Origin of the sequence: Hymenobacter polaris, from assembly GCF_012927305.1 — a bacterium.
Classification (GTDB): domain Bacteria; phylum Bacteroidota; class Bacteroidia; order Cytophagales; family Hymenobacteraceae; genus Hymenobacter; species Hymenobacter polaris.
The window spans coordinates 343869-362299 of record NZ_JABBGH010000002.1 but is presented as its reverse complement, the minus strand read 5'-3'; the positions used below and the strand labels follow the sequence as shown (position 1 = coordinate 362299).

At 54.3% G+C, this 18431-nt stretch carries 14 protein-coding genes; 3 read left to right on the top strand and 11 right to left on the bottom strand.

The features are described 5' to 3' along the window. Positions 1–12 precede the first annotated feature (12 nt). Positions 13–759, top strand: a complete 747-nt coding sequence (locus HHL22_RS11915; RefSeq protein WP_169531537.1) for a hypothetical protein — start codon at positions 13–15, stop codon at positions 757–759. Here the strand turns inward: HHL22_RS11915 and HHL22_RS11910 are convergent, their stop codons facing one another. The 7 genes from HHL22_RS11910 to HHL22_RS11880 all read right to left on the bottom strand — a co-directional run bounded on the left by HHL22_RS11910 (position 760) and on the right by HHL22_RS11880 (position 10143). Beyond that, entirely contained in the window at positions 760–2937 is a 2178-nt protein-coding gene (locus HHL22_RS11910) for an AAA family ATPase (RefSeq protein ID WP_169531536.1), read from the bottom strand. Between the two features lie 8 nt (positions 2938–2945). Beyond that, positions 2946–3815: a phospholipase D-like domain-containing protein gene (locus HHL22_RS11905; protein ID WP_169531535.1), complete on the bottom strand. Its 870-nt coding sequence runs from the start codon at positions 3813–3815 to the stop codon at positions 2946–2948. A gap of 76 nt (positions 3816–3891) precedes the next feature. Further along, on the bottom strand, positions 3892–4338 hold the full coding sequence (locus HHL22_RS11900) for a hypothetical protein (RefSeq protein WP_169531534.1): 447 nt from the start codon (positions 4336–4338) through the stop codon (positions 3892–3894). Between the two features lie 107 nt (positions 4339–4445). Next, the gene (locus HHL22_RS11895; protein ID WP_169531532.1) at positions 4446–5036 is read right to left on the bottom strand and encodes a hypothetical protein; all 591 of its coding nucleotides are present in this window, start codon (positions 5034–5036) and stop codon (positions 4446–4448) included. Between the two features lie 264 nt (positions 5037–5300). Continuing rightward, on the bottom strand, positions 5301–6473 hold the full coding sequence (locus tag HHL22_RS11890) for a hypothetical protein (RefSeq protein WP_169531530.1): 1173 nt from the start codon (positions 6471–6473) through the stop codon (positions 5301–5303). Positions 6474–6481: 8 nt separating this feature from the next. Beyond that, entirely contained in the window at positions 6482–7789 is a 1308-nt protein-coding gene (locus tag HHL22_RS11885; protein ID WP_169531528.1) for a restriction endonuclease subunit S, read from the bottom strand. 134 nt (positions 7790–7923) lie between these two features. Beyond that, positions 7924–10143, bottom strand: a complete 2220-nt coding sequence (locus HHL22_RS11880) for an N-6 DNA methylase (protein WP_169531526.1) — start codon at positions 10141–10143, stop codon at positions 7924–7926. Positions 10144–10224: 81 nt separating this feature from the next. Between HHL22_RS11880 and HHL22_RS11875 the strand changes: the two genes are divergently transcribed. Together HHL22_RS11875 and HHL22_RS11870 are read left to right on the top strand one after the other, a co-directional pair. Next, positions 10225–12300: an McrB family protein gene (locus tag HHL22_RS11875; RefSeq protein WP_169531524.1), complete on the top strand. Its 2076-nt coding sequence runs from the start codon at positions 10225–10227 to the stop codon at positions 12298–12300. Beyond that, a complete protein-coding gene (locus tag HHL22_RS11870) occupies positions 12297–13670 on the top strand; it encodes an McrC family protein (RefSeq protein ID WP_169531522.1) in 1374 nt (457 codons plus the stop codon). The genes HHL22_RS11875 and HHL22_RS11870 overlap by 4 nt, the downstream gene beginning before the upstream one ends. A gap of 193 nt (positions 13671–13863) precedes the next feature. On the opposite strand, the gene HHL22_RS11865 is transcribed toward HHL22_RS11870, so the two are convergent. The 4 genes from HHL22_RS11865 to HHL22_RS11850 form a co-directional block, all read right to left on the bottom strand. Further along, positions 13864–15546: a C1 family peptidase gene (locus HHL22_RS11865; protein WP_169531520.1), complete on the bottom strand. Its 1683-nt coding sequence runs from the start codon at positions 15544–15546 to the stop codon at positions 13864–13866. A gap of 57 nt (positions 15547–15603) precedes the next feature. Continuing rightward, entirely contained in the window at positions 15604–16380 is a 777-nt protein-coding gene (locus HHL22_RS11860; RefSeq protein WP_169531519.1) for a hypothetical protein, read from the bottom strand. Positions 16381–16669: 289 nt separating this feature from the next. Continuing rightward, a complete protein-coding gene (locus tag HHL22_RS11855) occupies positions 16670–17368 on the bottom strand; it encodes a hypothetical protein (RefSeq protein WP_195809278.1) in 699 nt (232 codons plus the stop codon). A 37-nt stretch (positions 17369–17405) separates the two neighbouring features. Then, on the bottom strand, positions 17406–18422 hold the full coding sequence (locus tag HHL22_RS11850) for a hypothetical protein (RefSeq protein ID WP_169531517.1): 1017 nt from the start codon (positions 18420–18422) through the stop codon (positions 17406–17408). Between the last annotated feature and the right edge of the window lie 9 nt (positions 18423–18431).

Sequence of the window (18431 nt, the reverse complement as noted above, 5' to 3'; positions counted from 1 at the left end):
TGTGACGGCTATGTGACTGGCGGTAACAAAAACGGCCTTCCTGGTAGTGGGAAGGCCGTTTTTTTATGTGACGGTTATGTAACTGAACGCTGTTTAGCTGCGCCGCCCTTATTTAGCATCATGTTGAGGTACAGTTTCGTTCTCGCGGTTGCGCTCACGCTGTCAGTATGTGGTTTATTATTTGTGCCGCAATGGTTTATTGGTCAATACGACTCGTCAATTAACATTGGCTATCTGGTATTTGGCATACCAACTGCTGTACTGGCACTGCTCCTGGGACTTCACATGTGGGAGCGGCACACTACCCAGCGGTTACGTGGTGAAATTGCCAAGGGCGTGCATGAGCGGTATACCAGGCCGAATGTTAGAATGGCTCCGTCTGAGGTACTTGATTCGTTGCACATCTACAACGAGATTTCACTGCGTAACTATTGGGCGTATCGGGTACTTGGTGTAGTAAGCTTGGCTTCTTCGCTATTTCTAGCTGTTGCGCTGGGCACCAAAGTATCAGTGACTGTTACAAAAATATTAGCCTTCGTTTCCTCTCTGTCAACGGGCATTATATTCTCGTTCAGCTTAGTAGAAAAGTCGAACCGTGCCCGCCGCGCCTTTCGCACTCTGCACTATGCCGTAATGCTTTACCAACACGGAGAAATTGAAATACGAGAGCTACTTGACCTGTACAGCCAAGCCGAAGACCAATTAGGTGACGATGAGTTCAAGGGTGGCTCGGTCAGCAATTCAGCGACTGCCAAATAATTAGTTTGAGCCTAATCGGGGGTTGTGGGCAATAATGAAATCGTAGAGCGTCTTGGTAAACTTTTGGGCGGCGGGACTCATCTCGCTCCAACTGAGTCCTGGCACAATGACTTCGGCCAACTTGCGCTTGTTTTTGATGGTACCACTGTCGGCGGTGAAGCTGGCCGGGAAGCCGCCATACTGGGTGCGGAGGTAGGTACCGATGTAGGTAGTGCGGTAGTCGGCCTGGGTAAGGCGAGCGGGGTCGAAGTCGCGGTTAGGGTAAAGCTTTTTGAGGCCTTTGGCAAGCAGGGCTGGTGACAGCAAGTTTTCGACTTCACGCACGGTTAGCACCTCGTATTTGAAACCGTTGTGCTGCTTGGATTCGGTGGCCTGATGGCGGGTGTTTTTACCAGCATCCTGGTCAGCGACGAGTAAAATGCGGTTGGAAATGGACAGGGCTTTGATATCCTCAATAGTTTGCGAGGTGAAGCGGCCGTCCTGGGCGGTGAAGTCGAAGTGGGTAACGTTGCCGCCCGCGTATTCGAGGAAGGTGTAGTGAAGGCCTTCGAGCAGGGAGACGGTTTTGCTTTGCTTGGTAGCCAGCTCGACTATGTAGGCGTGGAGGTAAGCGCGGAAGTAGAGACGGTCGGAAATACCTTCGACCCAGATGCTGCAATTGGCGAGGAAAACGGAAGTATTCTGTACGCCCAAGGCGTTGAGGTTTTCGATGTCGCGCTGGCTGCTGAGCTGAATCTGGTAGGTGGACTTGTTGCCGGTACCCTCGCGGCGGCGGAAGGTGAAGATGCTGACGTGGCTGGGGTCGTCGAGGGCAAAATCGAGCAGATGGTTGGAGTGGGTGGTCAGGAATATGGTGAGCTGCTTGGCTTGCAGGACGGGGTTGGAGGTAATGGTTTCGATGAATAGCCGCTGGAAGCCGGGGTGAAGGTGTACTTCGGGTTCCTCGATGAAGAACCAGGCTTTTTCGGGGGCAATAAAGAGGGGGTAGAGCAGCATGATGATGGCCTGGATGCCATCGCCGAGGTGGTGAATGTCGCGCTCTACACCCTCGACGGCCACGATGATGTTACCGCCGCGCTGGTCGCGGACTCGCTCGGCCACCACCTCAACGTCCTTACCGTTGAAGAAGGTAGCGGATAGGAACCGCTCGAAGTCCTTGAAGCTGGTGCGGCCTTCATGGCGGGCGTTGCGGGTGGTATCGATGGCATCGTAGAGGCCGAAGCCAGTATCTACTACCACGCCGGTTTCTTTCAGGTCGTAGTCGTGGATGGTAGTGTGCAGGAAAATATCATTGGTGCTTTCCAGACGGCCACCTTCCTGAGTGATAAGTGTACGGGCGGTGCGGAGAGTGGGAATGTATGTGCGGTGCGTGGGCTGAGCTTTCCCTTCTAATCTAGCCTGCAAATAATTACCAATTATTTTAACCTGACTACTTATCAAAGCCATAAACCTTGAAGCTGCTCTTGCATAGATATCTAATAAATCACCTGCTTTATTAAAATTAGTAATATCCCAGTGATATTTACTTAAGGTTAATTCTCCTACATTTGTTCTAAAAACAGCATCGCGTTGATAGTGTTTACCTACAAAGCTTTCGCGTCTAAGGCTGTCGAATATATTTGACAAATAGGTGAACTCTTCGCTCTTTTTGCTAATACTGGCTAGTACTTCCTGAATATCGTTAGTAAAAAACAGTTCGACTAAATTTTTATTAAACACAATATTTTTCTTTAATTCGGAAATTATATCCTTGAGTTCTTTTGTTATTTTTGGCACAGAAATAGTTAAGTTTTCAACTCTGTTCGGCACTCTTTCAGTACGCCAAAATAACTTTATAATTTCATTAACTCCCTCATAACGAACATCAATAGAAGACTGAACTTTGAATGTAAATTCAATGTCACTATGCCCAATCGTTTGTACCAAGACTCCTTCCATGTTTTGTATAAGGCTTAGGACACTTTCAACAAATCCAGAAAACTCAATTGTCTGAAGTTTACTGTCGCGCATTATATAGCGCATAAATCTACTTTTTCCAGAATTATTTTCTCCCAAAAAAATATTAATATTCGCAATTGCACCGAAACACTCAGGCAGCAATTTCGCTCCAGATAATTTATAATCTTCAACTAAACCGAGTTTTTGTTGGCCTTCTGAAAAGTTGATATAACGTGGCATGGTTTCTATTATCTGTAGTCGTCTTTGAAGGCACGGACGGCGCGGATGAAAGTGGCGACGGTATCGACTAGGCGCTGGGCTTCTTTTGGGGGTAGCTGGTCTAGGTCGGGTGAGGCGGGGCAATGGAGATAGGTGCCGCCGATGCGGTAGTAGCTGCTGTCGTCGTCGGGCCGCAGGAGTTCGTGGCGCACGTCGCGGCTGGTGAAGTGCTGGGTGCTTTTGCGGTCGTAGCGGTTGGCCTCGTTGCCTTTGATGATGCCCTCCAGATGGACTTGATTGCCAGGGAGGGCTATGTACAAGGAGAAGCTGTTGCGAAGGGCCAATATGCTTAATTCGGCGGGGTTTTCCCACTCCACGTAGGCATCCTCATCTACGCGGGCGCACAGGTGCTTTTCGAGCAGTTCGTCGAAGGGGGTGCCGGGCGGGGCGGGGGGCGCGACGTGGGCTGGGGCGGCAGGCTCGGGGGCTTTGTTGGGGGCCAGGAACTGCTGCACGATGCGGCGCAGGTCGGCCAGCTCGGCGGGGGTTTCGATTTGGCTGCCGATTTCGATGGAGTTGCTGTTGGAGGAATGCAGCAGGTTCATCGAGGTGACGATGCCGGTGGTTTCGTTGTAGTAAATTTTGGCGTGCAGGTTCTCGACCAGGATGGGGGTGATGCCGAGCTTTTCGACGTAGGCCTGGCCGGTGTCGCGGCCGGGGTCGTGGCGGATGTAGAAATCTACTTTAACGCCGCGGGCCAGGGCTTGCTTGATGGCCGTGACGGGGCGCTGCCAGTAGCTGAAATTGACGTAGGGAGAGACGATAACCAGCTCTTTCTCGGCTTCCTGGATGATGTCGAAGAGCTGGCCGCTGACTTGATTGGGGTGGATAAGCTTCATGTGAACTGACGGGCCGCTACAGGCAGGCGGTAGCGCGACAAAGTAATTGCCGAAATACCGTTGAGGTGGTCAGTTATTATGAGAGTTTCAGCACATGGAAGACAGAAATTGATTGCTGGCCAGTGTAAACCACAGAACCAAGTTGGTAAAGCACCCGGAAGCCGTTGCAGAAGCGGCAGTATGCTTTGCGTTCTCCAACCTGGAACTCAACTACGTCCGTTGGCTTGGGATTAGTAGCGATTTGCGTAAAGAGCGGCATCAGTTGCTCGGAGCCGTATTCTGTGAAAACGCTTTGGTAGATGGCATGGTCAACTGAAAGGCTTGCCTGGCTGCGAACATCGATAACCGAGCCACCTTGCTCGCGCTGGGCAAGGTGGCGCTCGAAGATGCCCGTTAAAACAGCCAGGTCTTGGGGGCTAACCTCTTGGCAGCCGGTTATCTCAACAAAAGGTAGCTCTTTGAGCAGGTCGAGGAGCTTGCTGGCCTTTTGATTGTCGGAGATGGTGAGCGAAACACTGAGCATAGGTGGGTATCAGTAGCGAGTTGATAGACTAGCGCCTGAGCGCCAAAGGGTACCTGGGCAAACGCTGGGTGGTGATGCAGGCCGAGCCAGCTTCCTGGTTTGCGGGACTACCGGCCGGTGATGGCCATGAGGATGAAGCTGGACTTGCGGGCACCCGTGGTGGTATGCACGGTGGTGAGCTTGACCATGCTGCCCTGACACTCCTGGCCGACGTGCAGCGACTGGATGGCGGCCAGCAGGGCCTCCTCGGGATAGCGGGCTACGATGCGGCCCTGGCGCTCGTCTTGCACCTCGATGAAGCCTTTGAGGCTGAGGACCAGGCCGGCGAAGCTGAACGACTCGGGGGCTTCCTCGCGCATGTGGCCGAGCTGGGAGCTGAGGCTGACGAGGCGGTTGGTGGTGCCGGCCCAGGTGCGGTATTGCTTGGTGGGAGTGTCCCAGCGCATCTTGACTTCGAGGCGGCAGTGGTGAATGCCGCGCAGGAAGTGCTGCATGGCCATGATGCCCTGCTGGCCCACGGCGGGCACCTGCTCCATCACGGTCTCGTCGCCGTCGGCATCGAGCAGGTTGAAGGTGCGGTCGAGGGCGGTGCCGAGCAGGCTGTTGCCGAACAAGTCGGGGCTGGTCTTCCCTTCCCGTACTTGGTTCAATAACTCGACCAGCAGTTTCTCGGCTTTCTCGCGTTTCACGAATAGCATTGCGTAGGTCAGGGCTAGTGTGCAACCTAACCACACTAGCTCATGCTACTTTATTTTAATAACATGCGTGGTTCTGAATCTTAAACAGCTCAATTGCACCAGTGCTTTGACAATGCGAGCGGCTTTGACCGGCTTAAAATTTCATCAGTCAATTAATCGATTCGCTGCTGAACTCGCTTTGCTGGTTAAAAATATCCCGAATATGCAGGACGAGGTGGCCGCCAATGTGAGTTGATTGGTTTCAATCTTTAAGAAAGATATAAATCAAGCGATTGGTGCCGGCTCATCAATTTCTGGCAACGCAGCTGCACTCAGTCGCTCATGCTGTGCGTAAGGCCTGATGATTTCGGTGATATTCAAATCAGCTCTCACTTCGTCAGCTTGGCCAGGCTGAATAGGGGCCAAAAATTCGATTGCTTGGTCGCTAAAGTCCTCTAGAACCGCTAATAGACTAGCTTGGCTGGTGACGAGCCGGGGCAAAAAATTTGGAACAATAGTATTAGAAAAACGCAGTTCAATTCGTCCAGAATGTATATCCGCTTCCTTAACTATTTCTTGTAGTTGATTTTTTAATGCATTACCCAATAAGGAGAGTTGCTGCGATGCTAAATCCTCCTGCTCGGCAGTCCAAAATCGCGCTACCAGTTGATTGAACTGTTCAACACCTACGTCAAACTTAGTGCGTGTCACCGACGAAGAGCGGTTATGCATGACGTTGTTACGGTGATAGTGAAGCTTTTCAAGTGGTTCTTTGACTGCATTGATAAAATCTTTATGGCGTGGATTACCAATTCCCCAATGGTCTAAAAATGTGCGTAATTTACTATAAGAATCGGCTCTATCGATTAAATCTATTATCTTTTCGGGATGAGGTAATGACAATGGTTTAAGTTTCTTATAATCGTCAAACATCAAATAAAATAACTCGTTTTCATAAGATTTACGCTCACTGCCCTGATTACTTTTAAGCATAGCCCCTAAGACACCTGTTAGATGATTAGCAATATTCTCCTTGCCCTGCTTATCAGTTTCGAACTTGTCATTGACAATCAGAATATGGTATAATATTTCTCGAATCTGCATTTCGCAGCGATAAATAATAGCTTGGTCAACTTGAGCGGCTTGGCGCATTTCCAGATTATCAATACAAACGACCTTGTCGATACGAGCCGGTTGAAAATCAGGAAGATTAGTAAGAAACACATCAGCAAAATCGTTGCCGTTAGTTAAGCTGACTATATCACACCTTAATCTGATGGTGGACAAAAGCCGACCCGTAGGTAATCGATAGGAGTGCTCTACTTCAAACCAATCTTCTGCATCGTTTTCGTTGAGACCAACTCCGTTTAATTCTTCCTTGAAATCTTGGTAAAATTTAGCTGCCAATTCTTCAAGACGGAATCCTGAGCGGTGGTGCAGTTGAAAACGGATATCCATGATGTCGGCTATTTATCAGTCCCCAGAATCATTACCTCTATTTGCTGCCGGGCATTGGCCAACGTGGCTTGTGCCGCTTGTTGCAACCGTTTTGCTTCAGCCCGGATAGCGTCGAGTTGGTCAGCTAGTTCTTGCTGACGAGCCAGCGGAGGCAAGATGATAGACTGGCTCAGGTACTGGCTCATTATGAGGTTGCGGATACCGTTGGTCTGACTTTGCATAGCATCGGTAAGGCGGATGTTGTGCACAAAGCGCAGGAAGTTGAATAGATAGGCCGGTAGTATCTGGGTTGGGTCAGGACGGAACTTGAAAATGAAATTGGAAAAGGCCAACGGGTAATTATTAAGCAGCTCTGGCGTGAGCAGTGCCACCCGGCCCACAGGCTGGTTTTCGCTGCCACCTGATTTCTCAAGGAGTAAGTCATCGGCACGTACATCTAGCTGCCGAGCTTTTTCTTTGCGCAATATGCGGTACTTGGCCCGCTCGCCGTCCACGTTCAGATTGTAAAAATTGTCGAACTCAGTGGCCCGAACTACAAGCCGCCGTACATATGCAGCAGGCGCAGCCAGGACATCTGGGTCTTCAGCGTCGTAACCCCAGTCTCCGGAGCTAGTATGCAAGAGCAAATCGCGCAACGGCACTTTTGGAAAAGGCGAGGCCTCAATCGCCTGCCGCAAAGCCTGTGTGCGAGGGTCGTACCATTTCGGGTCAAGGCGTTGGCCGGCTACCTGCCGGAAACGAACTTGAAACTCACGCTCCGCCAGCGGCACTGACCCTGTGGAAGGCAGGGTCAAGCCTAATGCCGCTACCAAGTGCGTGTCAAGGCTGGTGAGGTGAGTTCGGGCCTGTGCTTTGGCAGCATCAGCTTCTTCCTGAGCTTGTTCACCCAACTTGGCAATAGTCGCCTGCATTTCGGCATTGCAATTTGGGATAAGCAACCCCTCAACATCTGCAGTTTGCAAGCGGGGCAATGTGTTGCCCGATGTCAACCATTTTGTTTGGTTAAGTACTAGGCCCGTGCGCAGATACAAGGCCAAAAAGGATGGGGTGAACCGGACTGGGTCTAAAACGTGGAATTCTGTTGAGCATATTCCTGCGAAATCAGCGAGCAACACCTTATTCAGATACGGCCGAAGCTTGGGAAACAGAATTTGACCAGGCCGAAAGAGAAAGGCACTACTGATGGATTCTTTATCGCCGGTTGGCAAGTAAACTCCAGTGTTACTTTCCACATTTTCAAGACCCACATAGGGCAGTCCTCCGTCATTGTTCGTTACCTGAGCCCTGGCAAATTGTACGCTGTCGCTCAGCCGCACGGTGCCATTAGGTTGAGCACGCAGGGCGTCTAGTGTCCGACGCCGTTGGGGATGGTAAGCGCTGGGGTCTAAGCGTCCTTCTATGGAGCCCCGCCGCAGCAGAAACACGTTTTCACGTTCCTGCCAGGCGGGGCTTAACGAAAAAGCGCGCTGCCGGTGCCGTGGATGTGGTGGTCGATGAAGCGGTTGATTTCTGGGGCTAGCTCTTTGAGGTCGTTGCGACCGGTGGGCTTGCCGGTGGCGTCGTAGCCAATGTCTTCGGCAAGGGCCATGAAGATGTCGTAGTCTAACAGTTCATGGCGTAAGGCTTGTTGGCGGGCTTCGTCGAGTTGTTCCGCTAGGCGTTGGCGCTGCTCGGTGTATCCGTCGGCCAACTGCTTTTTCCAAGTACGGTACTCGGCGGTTTGCTCCAGTAGGCGACGCTGGGCGGGGGGTAAAGCCACGGCGCGCACTGCCGCCACGCTGAGGCCCAAGTCGGCGGGCGTTAGGTCGGGATAAGCGTTCAGAAAAGCGCCCCAATCGCGCTGAGCAAAGCGCTGTGCGTCGTCCAGGGCTGCGAGTTGAGCGTGGTAGTTCTGCTCGCGTAAGAGGCGCTGCTCTAATTCGCGCTGGCGCTGGCGCTGGGCTTCGGTGGCTTCGTCGGGGTGCTTTTGAAGGAATAACACAGAGCTTTTTACCCCGGCGCCGTTGGCCGTGAACGCTGTTTGGGGCAGGCTCACCACAACTAATATGCGGTAGCGCAGAGCTAACTCGTCGCGCACATATTGTAGGCTGCTATTAGTTAGAATACCGTCGGGGATGACTATGGCCAACACACCGCCCGGCTGCAGAAACTTGTGGCACTGTTCCATGAACAGTACTTCTGTGCTCTGGGTCAGGCGCGGGGCCTGTGGTTGGGTCACCGCCGCCTTCCAATCGGACTCTTTGAAGCCCAGCTGATAATTTTTAAGATATGCTTGTTCCGTCTGTTTGACGATAGAACCAAACGGAGGATTGGTTAGGATGAAATCGAAGCGCCCGTACCGGAACCCACTGTTACCTGATTTGCGCTGCAATTCCTCATCCGTTAACAGGCCATCAGCGGCAATTACGTTGGTGTGGCCGTCGTCGTGAATAATCATATTCATCTTGGCCGCCCGCGCAATCTGCTCCGATATTTCAATACCATAGAGGTTCTTTTCTGCGAAATCATGCCAGTGACGATAATGCTCGGCTGCTTGCCGCTCTTTATGGTAAAAATCATCTGCTTGCTTGCGCACCTTATCCAGGGCATACAGCAGGAAGCCACCGCTACCGCATGAAGTATCAAGCACCAGTGACTCGTGGGTGAAAGGCAGGCATTCCACAATGAACTCCACAATGGCACGGGGCGTGAAATACTGCCCAAAGTCGCCGCGGAAGTACGAATCCAAGAACGTCTCAAACGCCCGCCCCTTACTGTCCAAGTCCGACGCAGACAGATTGGCTCCCTCCAGATAGCCCACAACGGTACGGAGCTTGGCCGCTGTCAGGGTAATATCGGCCTTGAAAACCTCGGGCGCTTTTTTTCGGCCCTTTTCGTAGATGCCCTTTACACGCTTGAGCAGTTCTTCGGGGTCCTCATTGCGGTACACTTGGAAGGCATAAGGCTGATTGGGCCTACGCGGCTCTTTCTCGTCCCATATTTTGCAGAAAATGAGCTTATCCAATTCATCAAACGCATCAGATGGGTTCAATTCGCCGCCGCCCCAAAGCGTGTTGTGAGCCAGTTTAAAGCGACGTGTTAGCTCACTTTCGCTCAGCTTTTGAAGCTCGAAGTAGGGCTGCACTGGTTCAGCGTCCGTTGGGGCTTCATCGGTGCTTAGCAGACCCTTATAAGCATATTTGAATACCGGCGGTTCATTTTCGCCTGCCCGCGGAATGTTTGGGAGACGGTTTTTGCTGCGCTCGCGTGGCGCGTCACTTAGTACCTCATAGTATTCATTTGTGGTACCACTTGTTATCCATGCAAAGCGGGCACCACTGGCCACGGCGTAGCTAAAAGCCTGGTCCACAGCCAGTACAAACTCTTTGCCGCTAGTATCGGGCTTTTTGCATTCTACCACCAAATAAGGCTTGGCACGGCCCGCATCGACAAATACTACAATGTCAGCTTCGCGGGTGCTAGCCCCCATCTGCACGGGCTCAAACAAAGCAATTTGTTGCTCCCCATAGCCATAGTGATAGCGCAACTGTAAGTATGCATCGAGCTGGGTTGCCTCTTCAGGATTATCAAAGTTGCGACGCTTATTACCGTGATTAGTGTAATAGAGATACTTACCGTCGGCCGAAAAGGAGATAAGGCCGTCGCGTTTAGCTTGGTCAATCAAGTTCATTCTCAAAGGAACAAAAGCCACCGCTTGTAAACCAATTTTACCCTACTTCACCAAGCACAGTTTTTTGCGTTCTTTGCCCGCATGTACACGTGGGTTCCCTTCTTCGAAGAGCTAGGCCAGAAGCTGGCCGACTATGAAAACGACCAGCCGCAGCTCGTGACGCTGCTGCAACAGGCTGGGGTTAAGGTTGGTGACGACCAGTACCCGGACGGCACCTCGGGGGTGCTCCAGGTACTGGACCCATTCACGTTCTTCTCGCTGTGCATGAAGCACGGCAAGGACAAGCAGCTAAAGTTTCTGGCGGCGCTGAAGCACTCGATGGGGCTGGCGGCAGCGGCCCCGACGGATACCGATGGCGTACCTACCGCTCCAGCGCAACGGGCGTGGCTGTTTCGGTACGCCAAAGACCGGGAAGCTGGCGACGTGCCGCTGCTGTGGCAGCTGTACCACCAGGTGCAAGCCCGGCAGGTAAGCGACGACACGTTTGGGCAGGCGCTGGCGCTGCACGGGGTGGCCTGGCCGAAGCTGACGCAGGGACTGAGCTGCCTGCTGCCGAAGGAATACCTGCCGCTGAACAAGCAGACGCGGCCGTACTTGGCAGAAGCGGGGCTAGACTACTCGTTTGACTCGTTTGGGGAGTACGAGGGCTACCAGGCCGACATTCGGGCGCACTTTGGGAAGCCGTTGTACGAGGTGTCGTATGAGGCTTACTTGGCTAATCAGGCGGCCACAAGTGATATTAGTGAAACAGACCCACTAGATACCGGGGTTGAGCCAGATACGTCACCGTCACCTGTGAGTGCTGCACCAGCCTTCTATTGCGTAGGGGCTTACTGGGAGGGAGACGACCAAACTAATCGCTTTGTGAAGGAAGGTATCTGGCTGAATGGCTACGATGACAAATTTCTGGACAAAGTAAAGGAGGTGCCCGTAGGTGCGGGCATCGTAATAAAGTCGGCCTACACACGGAAAGTGAAAGGCACCTACGTGTCGGCTATGATGATAAAGGCACGGGGGCGGGTCACGGCGAACCCGGAGAATGGGCGACTGCTGGAAGTTGATTGGGAGCCGGATTTTGCGGCTTTTGAGTTGATAGGCAAAGGCAGCTATCGGCTTACGATTCATGAGCTGTGGCGGCCGGAGCACATCGCAGCTATGTTTGAGTTGCCGATAGTGGTAACGCCGCCCGCAGAGCCGGACTTAATTGACCCTGGAGCAGAAAATAGAAAGGTGCCCGCAGCAGTACCCTACGCGCTGAATACCATCCTGTACGGGCCGCCCGGCACGGGTAAGACGTACCGGACGATTGAGATTGCCGCCCACATTGCGACGGGCAAGGAGCCAGTGGGTGATAGCGCAAAGGAGAAGCACGCAGCAGCCAAGGCCACGTTTGACGCGCTGCGGGGCAAGCAAACCGACTTCGTGACCTTCCACCAGAACTACGCCTACGAGGACTTCGTGGTAGGCATCAAGCCAAGCCTGACGGGGGGCAGCCTGGGTTTTGAGCGGCACGAGGGGGTATTTTATCGCATCTGCCAGCGGGCGCGGGCCAACTGGGCGCACCCGACCGAACCGCTGCTCAACTACGTGCTGGTGGTGGACGAGATAAACCGGGCGAATATGTCGCGGGTGCTGGGCGAACTGATAACACTGCTGGAAGAAGACAAGCGGCTGGGCGGGGCCAACGAGCTAACCGTGACGCTACCCCTGCCGGCAACGGCTGCCGACGGCAGCACGGCGCTGGAGCAGCTGGCGGTGCCGCCGAACCTGTACATCCTGGGCACGATGAACACGGCCGACAAGTCGATTGCGCTGCTGGACGTGGCGCTGCGGCGGCGCTTCGAGTTCGTGGGGCTGTACCCGGACTACGAGGTGGCGGGGCTACAGCCGGTGGCGCGGCAGGTGCTGCGTAGCCTGAACGACCAACTGCTGGAGGCCAAGAAGTCAGCTGACTTTCTGATTGGCCACGCGCTATTTCTGGACAAGGACGAGCAAGCGTTGCCCGACGTGCTGAACCGACAGGTGCTACCGCTGCTGCTAGAATACTATGGCGGCCGGCAGGACCTGGTGAAAAAGGTGCTGAGCACGGCGCTGCCCGCCACGATGGAAGTGGACGAGGCGAACTACCAGCTGCGGGTGAAACCGAAGCAGGTATGAGTGCAGGGCTGACCATTCGGCTGGAAGAGCATCGCACGTCGGAGCAGCAACTGCCGGCTGGCTTCGACGTGGCGGGGCTGCGGGCCTACCTAACGGAGGTGTGGCAGAGCCGGCAGCTGCTAGCTGACACTGCTGAAGGGGTAGAGCCGGCGGGCCAGCACAAGGCCCAGCTGCTGGAGGTACTGGCCGACGGGCGGGTGCGGGCACGGAACTACGTGGGGGTGGTGCAGTGGGACGGGGTGCGAATTGAGGTATACCCAAAGCTGTTTGCCCACGACGCGCCCGAAAGCGAGCGCTGGTTTGCGCACGTGCTGTGGTGGCTATCGTACTGCCGCCGGCTGCGGTTTCCGTTTGCGGGAGTGATGTCGGAGCTTGCTACGGTGCGGCAGTTCCCGGAGGCGTTGATAGCGCAGTTCGCGCGGCTGGCTTACCACCTGGTGACGACGCAGCCCTACTCGCAGTACCAGCCGGTAGAGGAGCCGCTAACGTACCCACGGGGCCGGCTGGAGGTGGCGGCCTCGGTGCGGGAGAGCTTGCGGCATGGGCAGTACCAGCGGCTGGTGTATGCCCACGAGCCATTTGCCCACGACAACCGCCTGAACCGGCTGCTGCGGTACGTGGCGCGGCAGTTGCACGGGCAGTGCCGCTTTGTGGAAACGGCCGAGCTGCTGCGGCAGGTGCTTTTCGTGCTGGACGAGGTAAGCGACCAGGTGGCGACGGTGGTCGACTGCGACGCGGTGCTGCTCACGCCCTACTTCGCCGACTACGCGCCGTGCGTGGCCATGTGCCGCTTTTTTCTGGCGCATAGCTACCTGGATTTGGCTACGTGGTCGGGCCGGGCGAACAGCTGCCTGCTAGTGCCGATGGAGTACGTGTTTGAAGACTTTTTGCGGGGCTTCCTGGAAACGCACCTGGGGCAGGCCTACGCGGTGGCCTACCAATCGACGGAGTGGCTGACGGACGAGGGCGTGTTTCAGCTGCGGCCCGACCTGGTGCTGACGTGCCGGCAGACGAAAGCCCAGGTGATACTTGACGCGAAGTACAAGAAGCGATACGGCGACGAGCAGACGCGCAAGGCGGGCATCGGGCAGGCCGACTTGTACCAGCTGGTGAGCTATACCCTGCGCCGGGCGTGCCCACGGGCGGTGCTGCTGTACCCGGCGGCGGATGGCAAGATGCCCCCGAAGCCACGGAAGTTTACGGTCAGCTCGAAGCTGATGCCGGTGGACAAGCTGATGCTTTGGGCAGCGAGCGTACCAGTGTCGGGCGATGTGGCGGCCGAGGGGCAGTTGGTTGAACAACTCACCAAGAGTCTGCGGGAGCTGCTGGAGCAGGTGCTGGGGGCGTGCCCGGCGGCCGGGGCGACTTAGTTACTGGTGGCCCCAGTGTTTAAGCGGCTTTTTCCCGAACCCTATGTAGCGCGGGTGGACATTGAATACAGTGCAAGTTATCCCGCGTGCGTATTTGGACCGGTGTACGCGATGGAGATTAGATGTCTGGGCCGACATGGGAGACACTAACGTAACCTGGCTTGGTGTCACATTATGATATACCTAGTCATTATTAATCAGACCAGCCTAAGCTGTTACACATATCCAAGTGGATGACCTTAGTTTTTCTGTTATTAAAATATAAGGTTATAATAACATCATCTAGACACCCCCATCCACTATAAGCACCGGAGAAGTTTGTTTCAAGCCCTTCTTCTCTACTCAAACGTAATATCCCGTTGTACTCATTGAATGTAGGGTGGTTCCAGAAGTAGGTAACACTGTCAACATGGGTAATCACCCTCTCGATACCTCTAAGCTGAATTTCAAAATCATATTTATTGTTTGTTGCTCTGTTTCGTATTCTACCAAGTGCCCTTCTCGCATAGGCAACATGAGTTGCCGTGACATATGGGATTACATTGACTATGGAAGGGTCAGCCAGTGAGCTATTTGCAGAGCGTAGAATATCACAACCATCAAAGCTGATATTAATGATTGAATCGTTAGCCAGTTGTAATGAGGCCGTCATAGCTGTTAAACATTCTTTGACGTCGAAAGCCCCCGAAAAGTATGGCTGCTCCCTCGAGGTGAACCGAATAACGGGGAAGCCGGGCAGCTTGTATATATAAGTGACCTCTTTAATTGCAGCCAGAAGCTCAGGTTTAGCAGCAACGCTAAAAGTATAATGGGATAATCCACTGGCGCCTTTGATAGCAGTCTCTTCGCTCCGCACCGCAAAGTCCTCGGGTCTGATACGCATTACGGTTTTAACTCCCAGCGAGCTGTGCCCTGTAGCAGCCGCGCCCGGCGCATCTTGCTCCTTCGAACGGTCAGTAATTTTTGGTGTAGTTAAGGAGGTGGCTGATAAGCTTTTTGGTTCCTGAACCATTATAAAATTTTGCCTGACCATGGCGATGTAACTCTCATAATCTATCCATCCGTAACCACGCTTGCCCCAGGAATCACCATGAGAATTTAGTATCCTAAATGCGTGTAAGCTGTCATTATACCCAATGACAACCATGGCATGGGTGCCAACGGCTGGGCCTTTCCACTGATACGGTCTGTTGTCGAAATTGTCCCTATAATCCATAAATTTCCTATCCACCTCAATGATTGAGATAATCGGTATATCGACGGAAATGTATGATTTGATTTCCCGTGGATTATTAACCGCATACAGGCGATGCCAAGTGGATGGGATTTTGTGTTTCAAGGCAGTTTCATTGAGTTGCTGCTCGTTAGGAGGGGGAAAGGAATAGGGAATAGGGTAGGTAGGATAAAATTCTATTGGCACAGTCCCAAAATCTTGTAGATATTGCAATGCTAAGTCTGCCCTAATGCCGCATTGCCCAAGTCCCTGGCACTGCCTAGGCATGCGTACCTCCTGCCTATCTACTGCTAGGTATAGATACCATGGACTGAATACCGTTCCGGTAAATGATTTAGGCGGCACCAAACTTTTAGGGACACTCATGTACCCCATCATGGTGTAGCCCACTGCCCAACCAACGCAAGACTCAGTGGAGCCCTGAAAGCCTGGTGGCGGGAAATAACTAAGTGGTATCGTGTAAATCTTGCTCTTGTCAGCAGCCGTTCCCGGTGTGGCACCTGCGTCTAGAGGCGGGGGCTCAATTGCCCTATAAACACTATCGGGGGTTAATTCGACCCCCTGGCAGAGACCAGCGTCTGCATAACTAGCTATTGCTGCAGCTATAATTCCAACTCTGCAGACCTGTAGTAAGGAGTTCATACGGCATACAAATGCTATACTGGCTGGCGCATCTCGGCACACACCGATGATTACCTATCACTTTCTAAGGTCAGAAGCTTTCACATTGGCAAGTCTTTCTGGACTAAACCGGACAGTCTTGGATAAGGCCTCATCACCCAGTATATTCTGAATGCCATCAATAGATGATTGGATAATGGCAAATCCTTCCACATCAAACGGCTTATTGACAACGGGCTTAAAAAAACGGACTAGAGGCTGGCCGCTGATGCCATATGTCTGCAGGCTATACAATACCTGCGTCTTATTTCCCTCCAACTGCACTGATGCCGCTACATAAGGTAGGTTAGTGACGCTGACACCTTTTCGCACCTTTTTAAACAGGTAGTGTACTGAGTAGCCTACCCCATACACCGCAGTATCACCAGGAGCCGCTACCACCGTTTTGGTCTCTATATAATAAGCGCTCACGCTTGATTCGTCCTTACCAAACTTCACCCCCCCGAAGCCTGGCACGTCAAGGCCAGCGCTTGTTTTTGAGTCATAAATCTTGACAACTGAGCGCATACTGCGCAGTTGCTCTCGCATTGTTGGCACAGCGGAATCGTAGCCCCCATTTCCTGAAAGGCTAGCAACGGTATTTGAGGCGCCGGCGAGGACATCGGTTTTGAGTGAATCAGATAAATCTTTTAGGGAAAGTGAACTACCCAAAACGGATGAATTTGCCGTTAACCCTTCATCATTTGGAGAACCCGATTTTGTGTTAGGACATCCTGACAGTGAAAACGCAGTCAGCAGTATAATGGCGGTGCCCAATAGTTGTGAGGCCGCATTGTTATTTAGTCTTTTTGGCATTGGCGATAGATGGGGTGCTGTTACTTAGTTGCGTCGGACCGCATTTAGTCATAGAGCCCACCCTTCACCAGGGCTGAGCTAGGTTAACATGAGTCTGGAAACCTGTCCAAAGCGTTCAAATTTCAGCATTCTAGTCTGCCTACACATCCGTGCTAGCACTGAACTTTCACTATGCTCCAAACGGCTCTGATAAGCCCCTAATAAACCGGTTGCTAGCCAAACAGGAACGCTCTCGGACAACGTCTAGAGCGCGCTTGAATGTCAAGATAAGTAGAAGCATAAACACTCTTTATGGCTCGAGTTTGCTATGATACTTATCTAGCAGACGGCGGTCTTCGGCGCGGTTGCGAGCGTCGAGGCGGCGCTGGGCATCCTCGCGGGGCAGCCAGTTGAGGCGGGGCTTACGCTGATTGGCTTGCTGCACCTGGCGGCGCTGCTCGGCGGCTTGCTGCTCGGTGAGGAGGCCACGCTTCGCTTTCTGGTTGGTGATGGTGAGCTTGCGGCGCAGGCTCTCGTGGTTGGGGTGCTGGGGGTCGAGGCGCTGGCCGATGCTATGGACAGCTGCGGCGGCGGCGGCTAAGTGGGCCACGGCGTTCTGGTCGCGGCTGGTGCTGCGGGCTTTCTGGTCGAGGTGCTGGGTGTGCAGCCAGTCGGCTTTCTTCTCGAAATAGGTGGCGACGAGGCCGAATATCTTGCCGGTGTCGAGCGACTGGTAGAAGTTGTGGCCACTAAGGCGAGCCTCTTTGAGGGCTAGTACGATGTCCTTGATGCTGTCGTAGGGGTAGGTGGTGGCCAGCACCTCGGCGGCTTCGATTAGCTCGGCGGGGGTGGGCTTATCGGGCACGCGCACGGCGTCGCAGAAGCACTTGAGTACGATTACCAGCAGCTTGACTACCACGGCCTCCCCTAGGCGGCGGTTGAGCTGGAAGAGCTTGGGGGCCGCGGCGGCCTGGGGGCGGGTGAGGCCGGTGCTCAGGTCGGCCACCATCTCGCGCAGCTCGTCGCTGTCGGCGCGGGCTAGGTCTCTAATCCCAGCGGCTTGAACGGTAGCCAGTAACTGGTATTCCGCCTGATAGGGGCGGCTGGGAGCCAGGGCCTGGCTCGGTGGGGGGGCGGTGGGTGCCGGGAGCGAGTTTGAGGCGGTTGTCGTGGGCATCGTTGAGCATGAAGCGGCGGGCGGTGGCGGCCCAATCGCGGCGGACGGGGGGCAGACCAGTTTTCTTGTCACGCCAGTTGTCGATGAGCTGGTGGTAGTGGGGCAGGTCGGCTAGGGCGTAGTCGGTGCCGGCGAAGGCGGCGGTGAAGGCCGCGAGGGCGAACAGGGGCGACTCGCGGAAGGGCAGTTCCTGCAGCGGGGCCGGCCGCCGGGGGCGCGGCTCGCGGGGGCTGGGTGGGCGCTTCCCTACCCCCTTCATTTTTGGCGCAACTTTTTTCTTGGGGGCTGCGCCTGCCCCGGAGGGGTCTCCCGTCAGGTCGTCGAGCACCTGCGCTTCTGACTGCCCTTCGCCCGTGAAAACCTGCCCCGCATTTTTTTTCGGGCTGGCGGCGGGGTCGCTGTTTACATCACTGTTTACACTATCCGCTGTTTTATCTACTAAGGAGTGTTGCCCCACTCCTGGGGGAACCTCCGGCGTGGGTTGCCCCACCGTTGGGGGGACTGGCTGCCCCGCTGCTGGGGCAACCGGGGCGGGTTGGGTTGCCTCACTATTGGGGGTACCGGCGGGGGCGGGTTGCCCCACTGCTGGGGTAACGGGGCCGTCGAGGCTGGCCATCAGGACGCGGCTACCGCCGACGCTGCGGCTGGGCTGGTAGGTGAGCAGGCCGAAGGTTTCGAGGGCGCGTAGCGTAGCGGTGAGCGTGTCCTTGTTGCCGATGTGGGCGGCGGCCATCAGCTCGTCGCGATGCAGGGGCAGCTCGTCGGGGAAGCGGGCGGCATTCCAGGCAAAGAATAGCGCCCAATACAGGCTGACGTGGTGAGGGCGGGCATCGGGGCGGGCGCGCAGGCGTTCGTGGGCGGCCACGCTGTGCTTGACGTAGTTCACGGGGGCGGG

Bases quoted from the DNA above. Each gene is read 5' to 3' on its own strand.
- HHL22_RS11890 (WP_169531530.1), bottom strand. From the start codon at position 6,473: ATGGATATCCGTTTTCAACTGCACCACCGCTCAGGATTCCGTCTTGAA.
- HHL22_RS11895 (WP_169531532.1), bottom strand. From the start codon at position 5,036: ATGCTATTCGTGAAACGCGAGAAAGCCGAGAAACTGCTGGTCGAGTTA.
- HHL22_RS11880 (WP_169531526.1), bottom strand. From the start codon at position 10,143: ATGAACTTGATTGACCAAGCTAAACGCGACGGCCTTATCTCCTTTTCG.
- HHL22_RS11875 (WP_169531524.1), top strand. From the start codon at position 10,225: ATGTACACGTGGGTTCCCTTCTTCGAAGAGCTAGGCCAGAAGCTGGCC.
- HHL22_RS11860 (WP_169531519.1), bottom strand. From the start codon at position 16,380: ATGCCAAAAAGACTAAATAACAATGCGGCCTCACAACTATTGGGCACC.
- HHL22_RS11910 (WP_169531536.1), bottom strand. From the start codon at position 2,937: ATGCCACGTTATATCAACTTTTCAGAAGGCCAACAAAAACTCGGTTTA.
- HHL22_RS11900 (WP_169531534.1), bottom strand. From the start codon at position 4,338: ATGCTCAGTGTTTCGCTCACCATCTCCGACAATCAAAAGGCCAGCAAG.
- HHL22_RS11855 (WP_195809278.1), bottom strand. From the start codon at position 17,368: ATGGTGGCCGACCTGAGCACCGGCCTCACCCGCCCCCAGGCCGCCGCG.
- HHL22_RS11870 (WP_169531522.1), top strand. From the start codon at position 12,297: ATGAGTGCAGGGCTGACCATTCGGCTGGAAGAGCATCGCACGTCGGAG.
- HHL22_RS11865 (WP_169531520.1), bottom strand. From the start codon at position 15,546: ATGAACTCCTTACTACAGGTCTGCAGAGTTGGAATTATAGCTGCAGCA.
- HHL22_RS11905 (WP_169531535.1), bottom strand. From the start codon at position 3,815: ATGAAGCTTATCCACCCCAATCAAGTCAGCGGCCAGCTCTTCGACATC.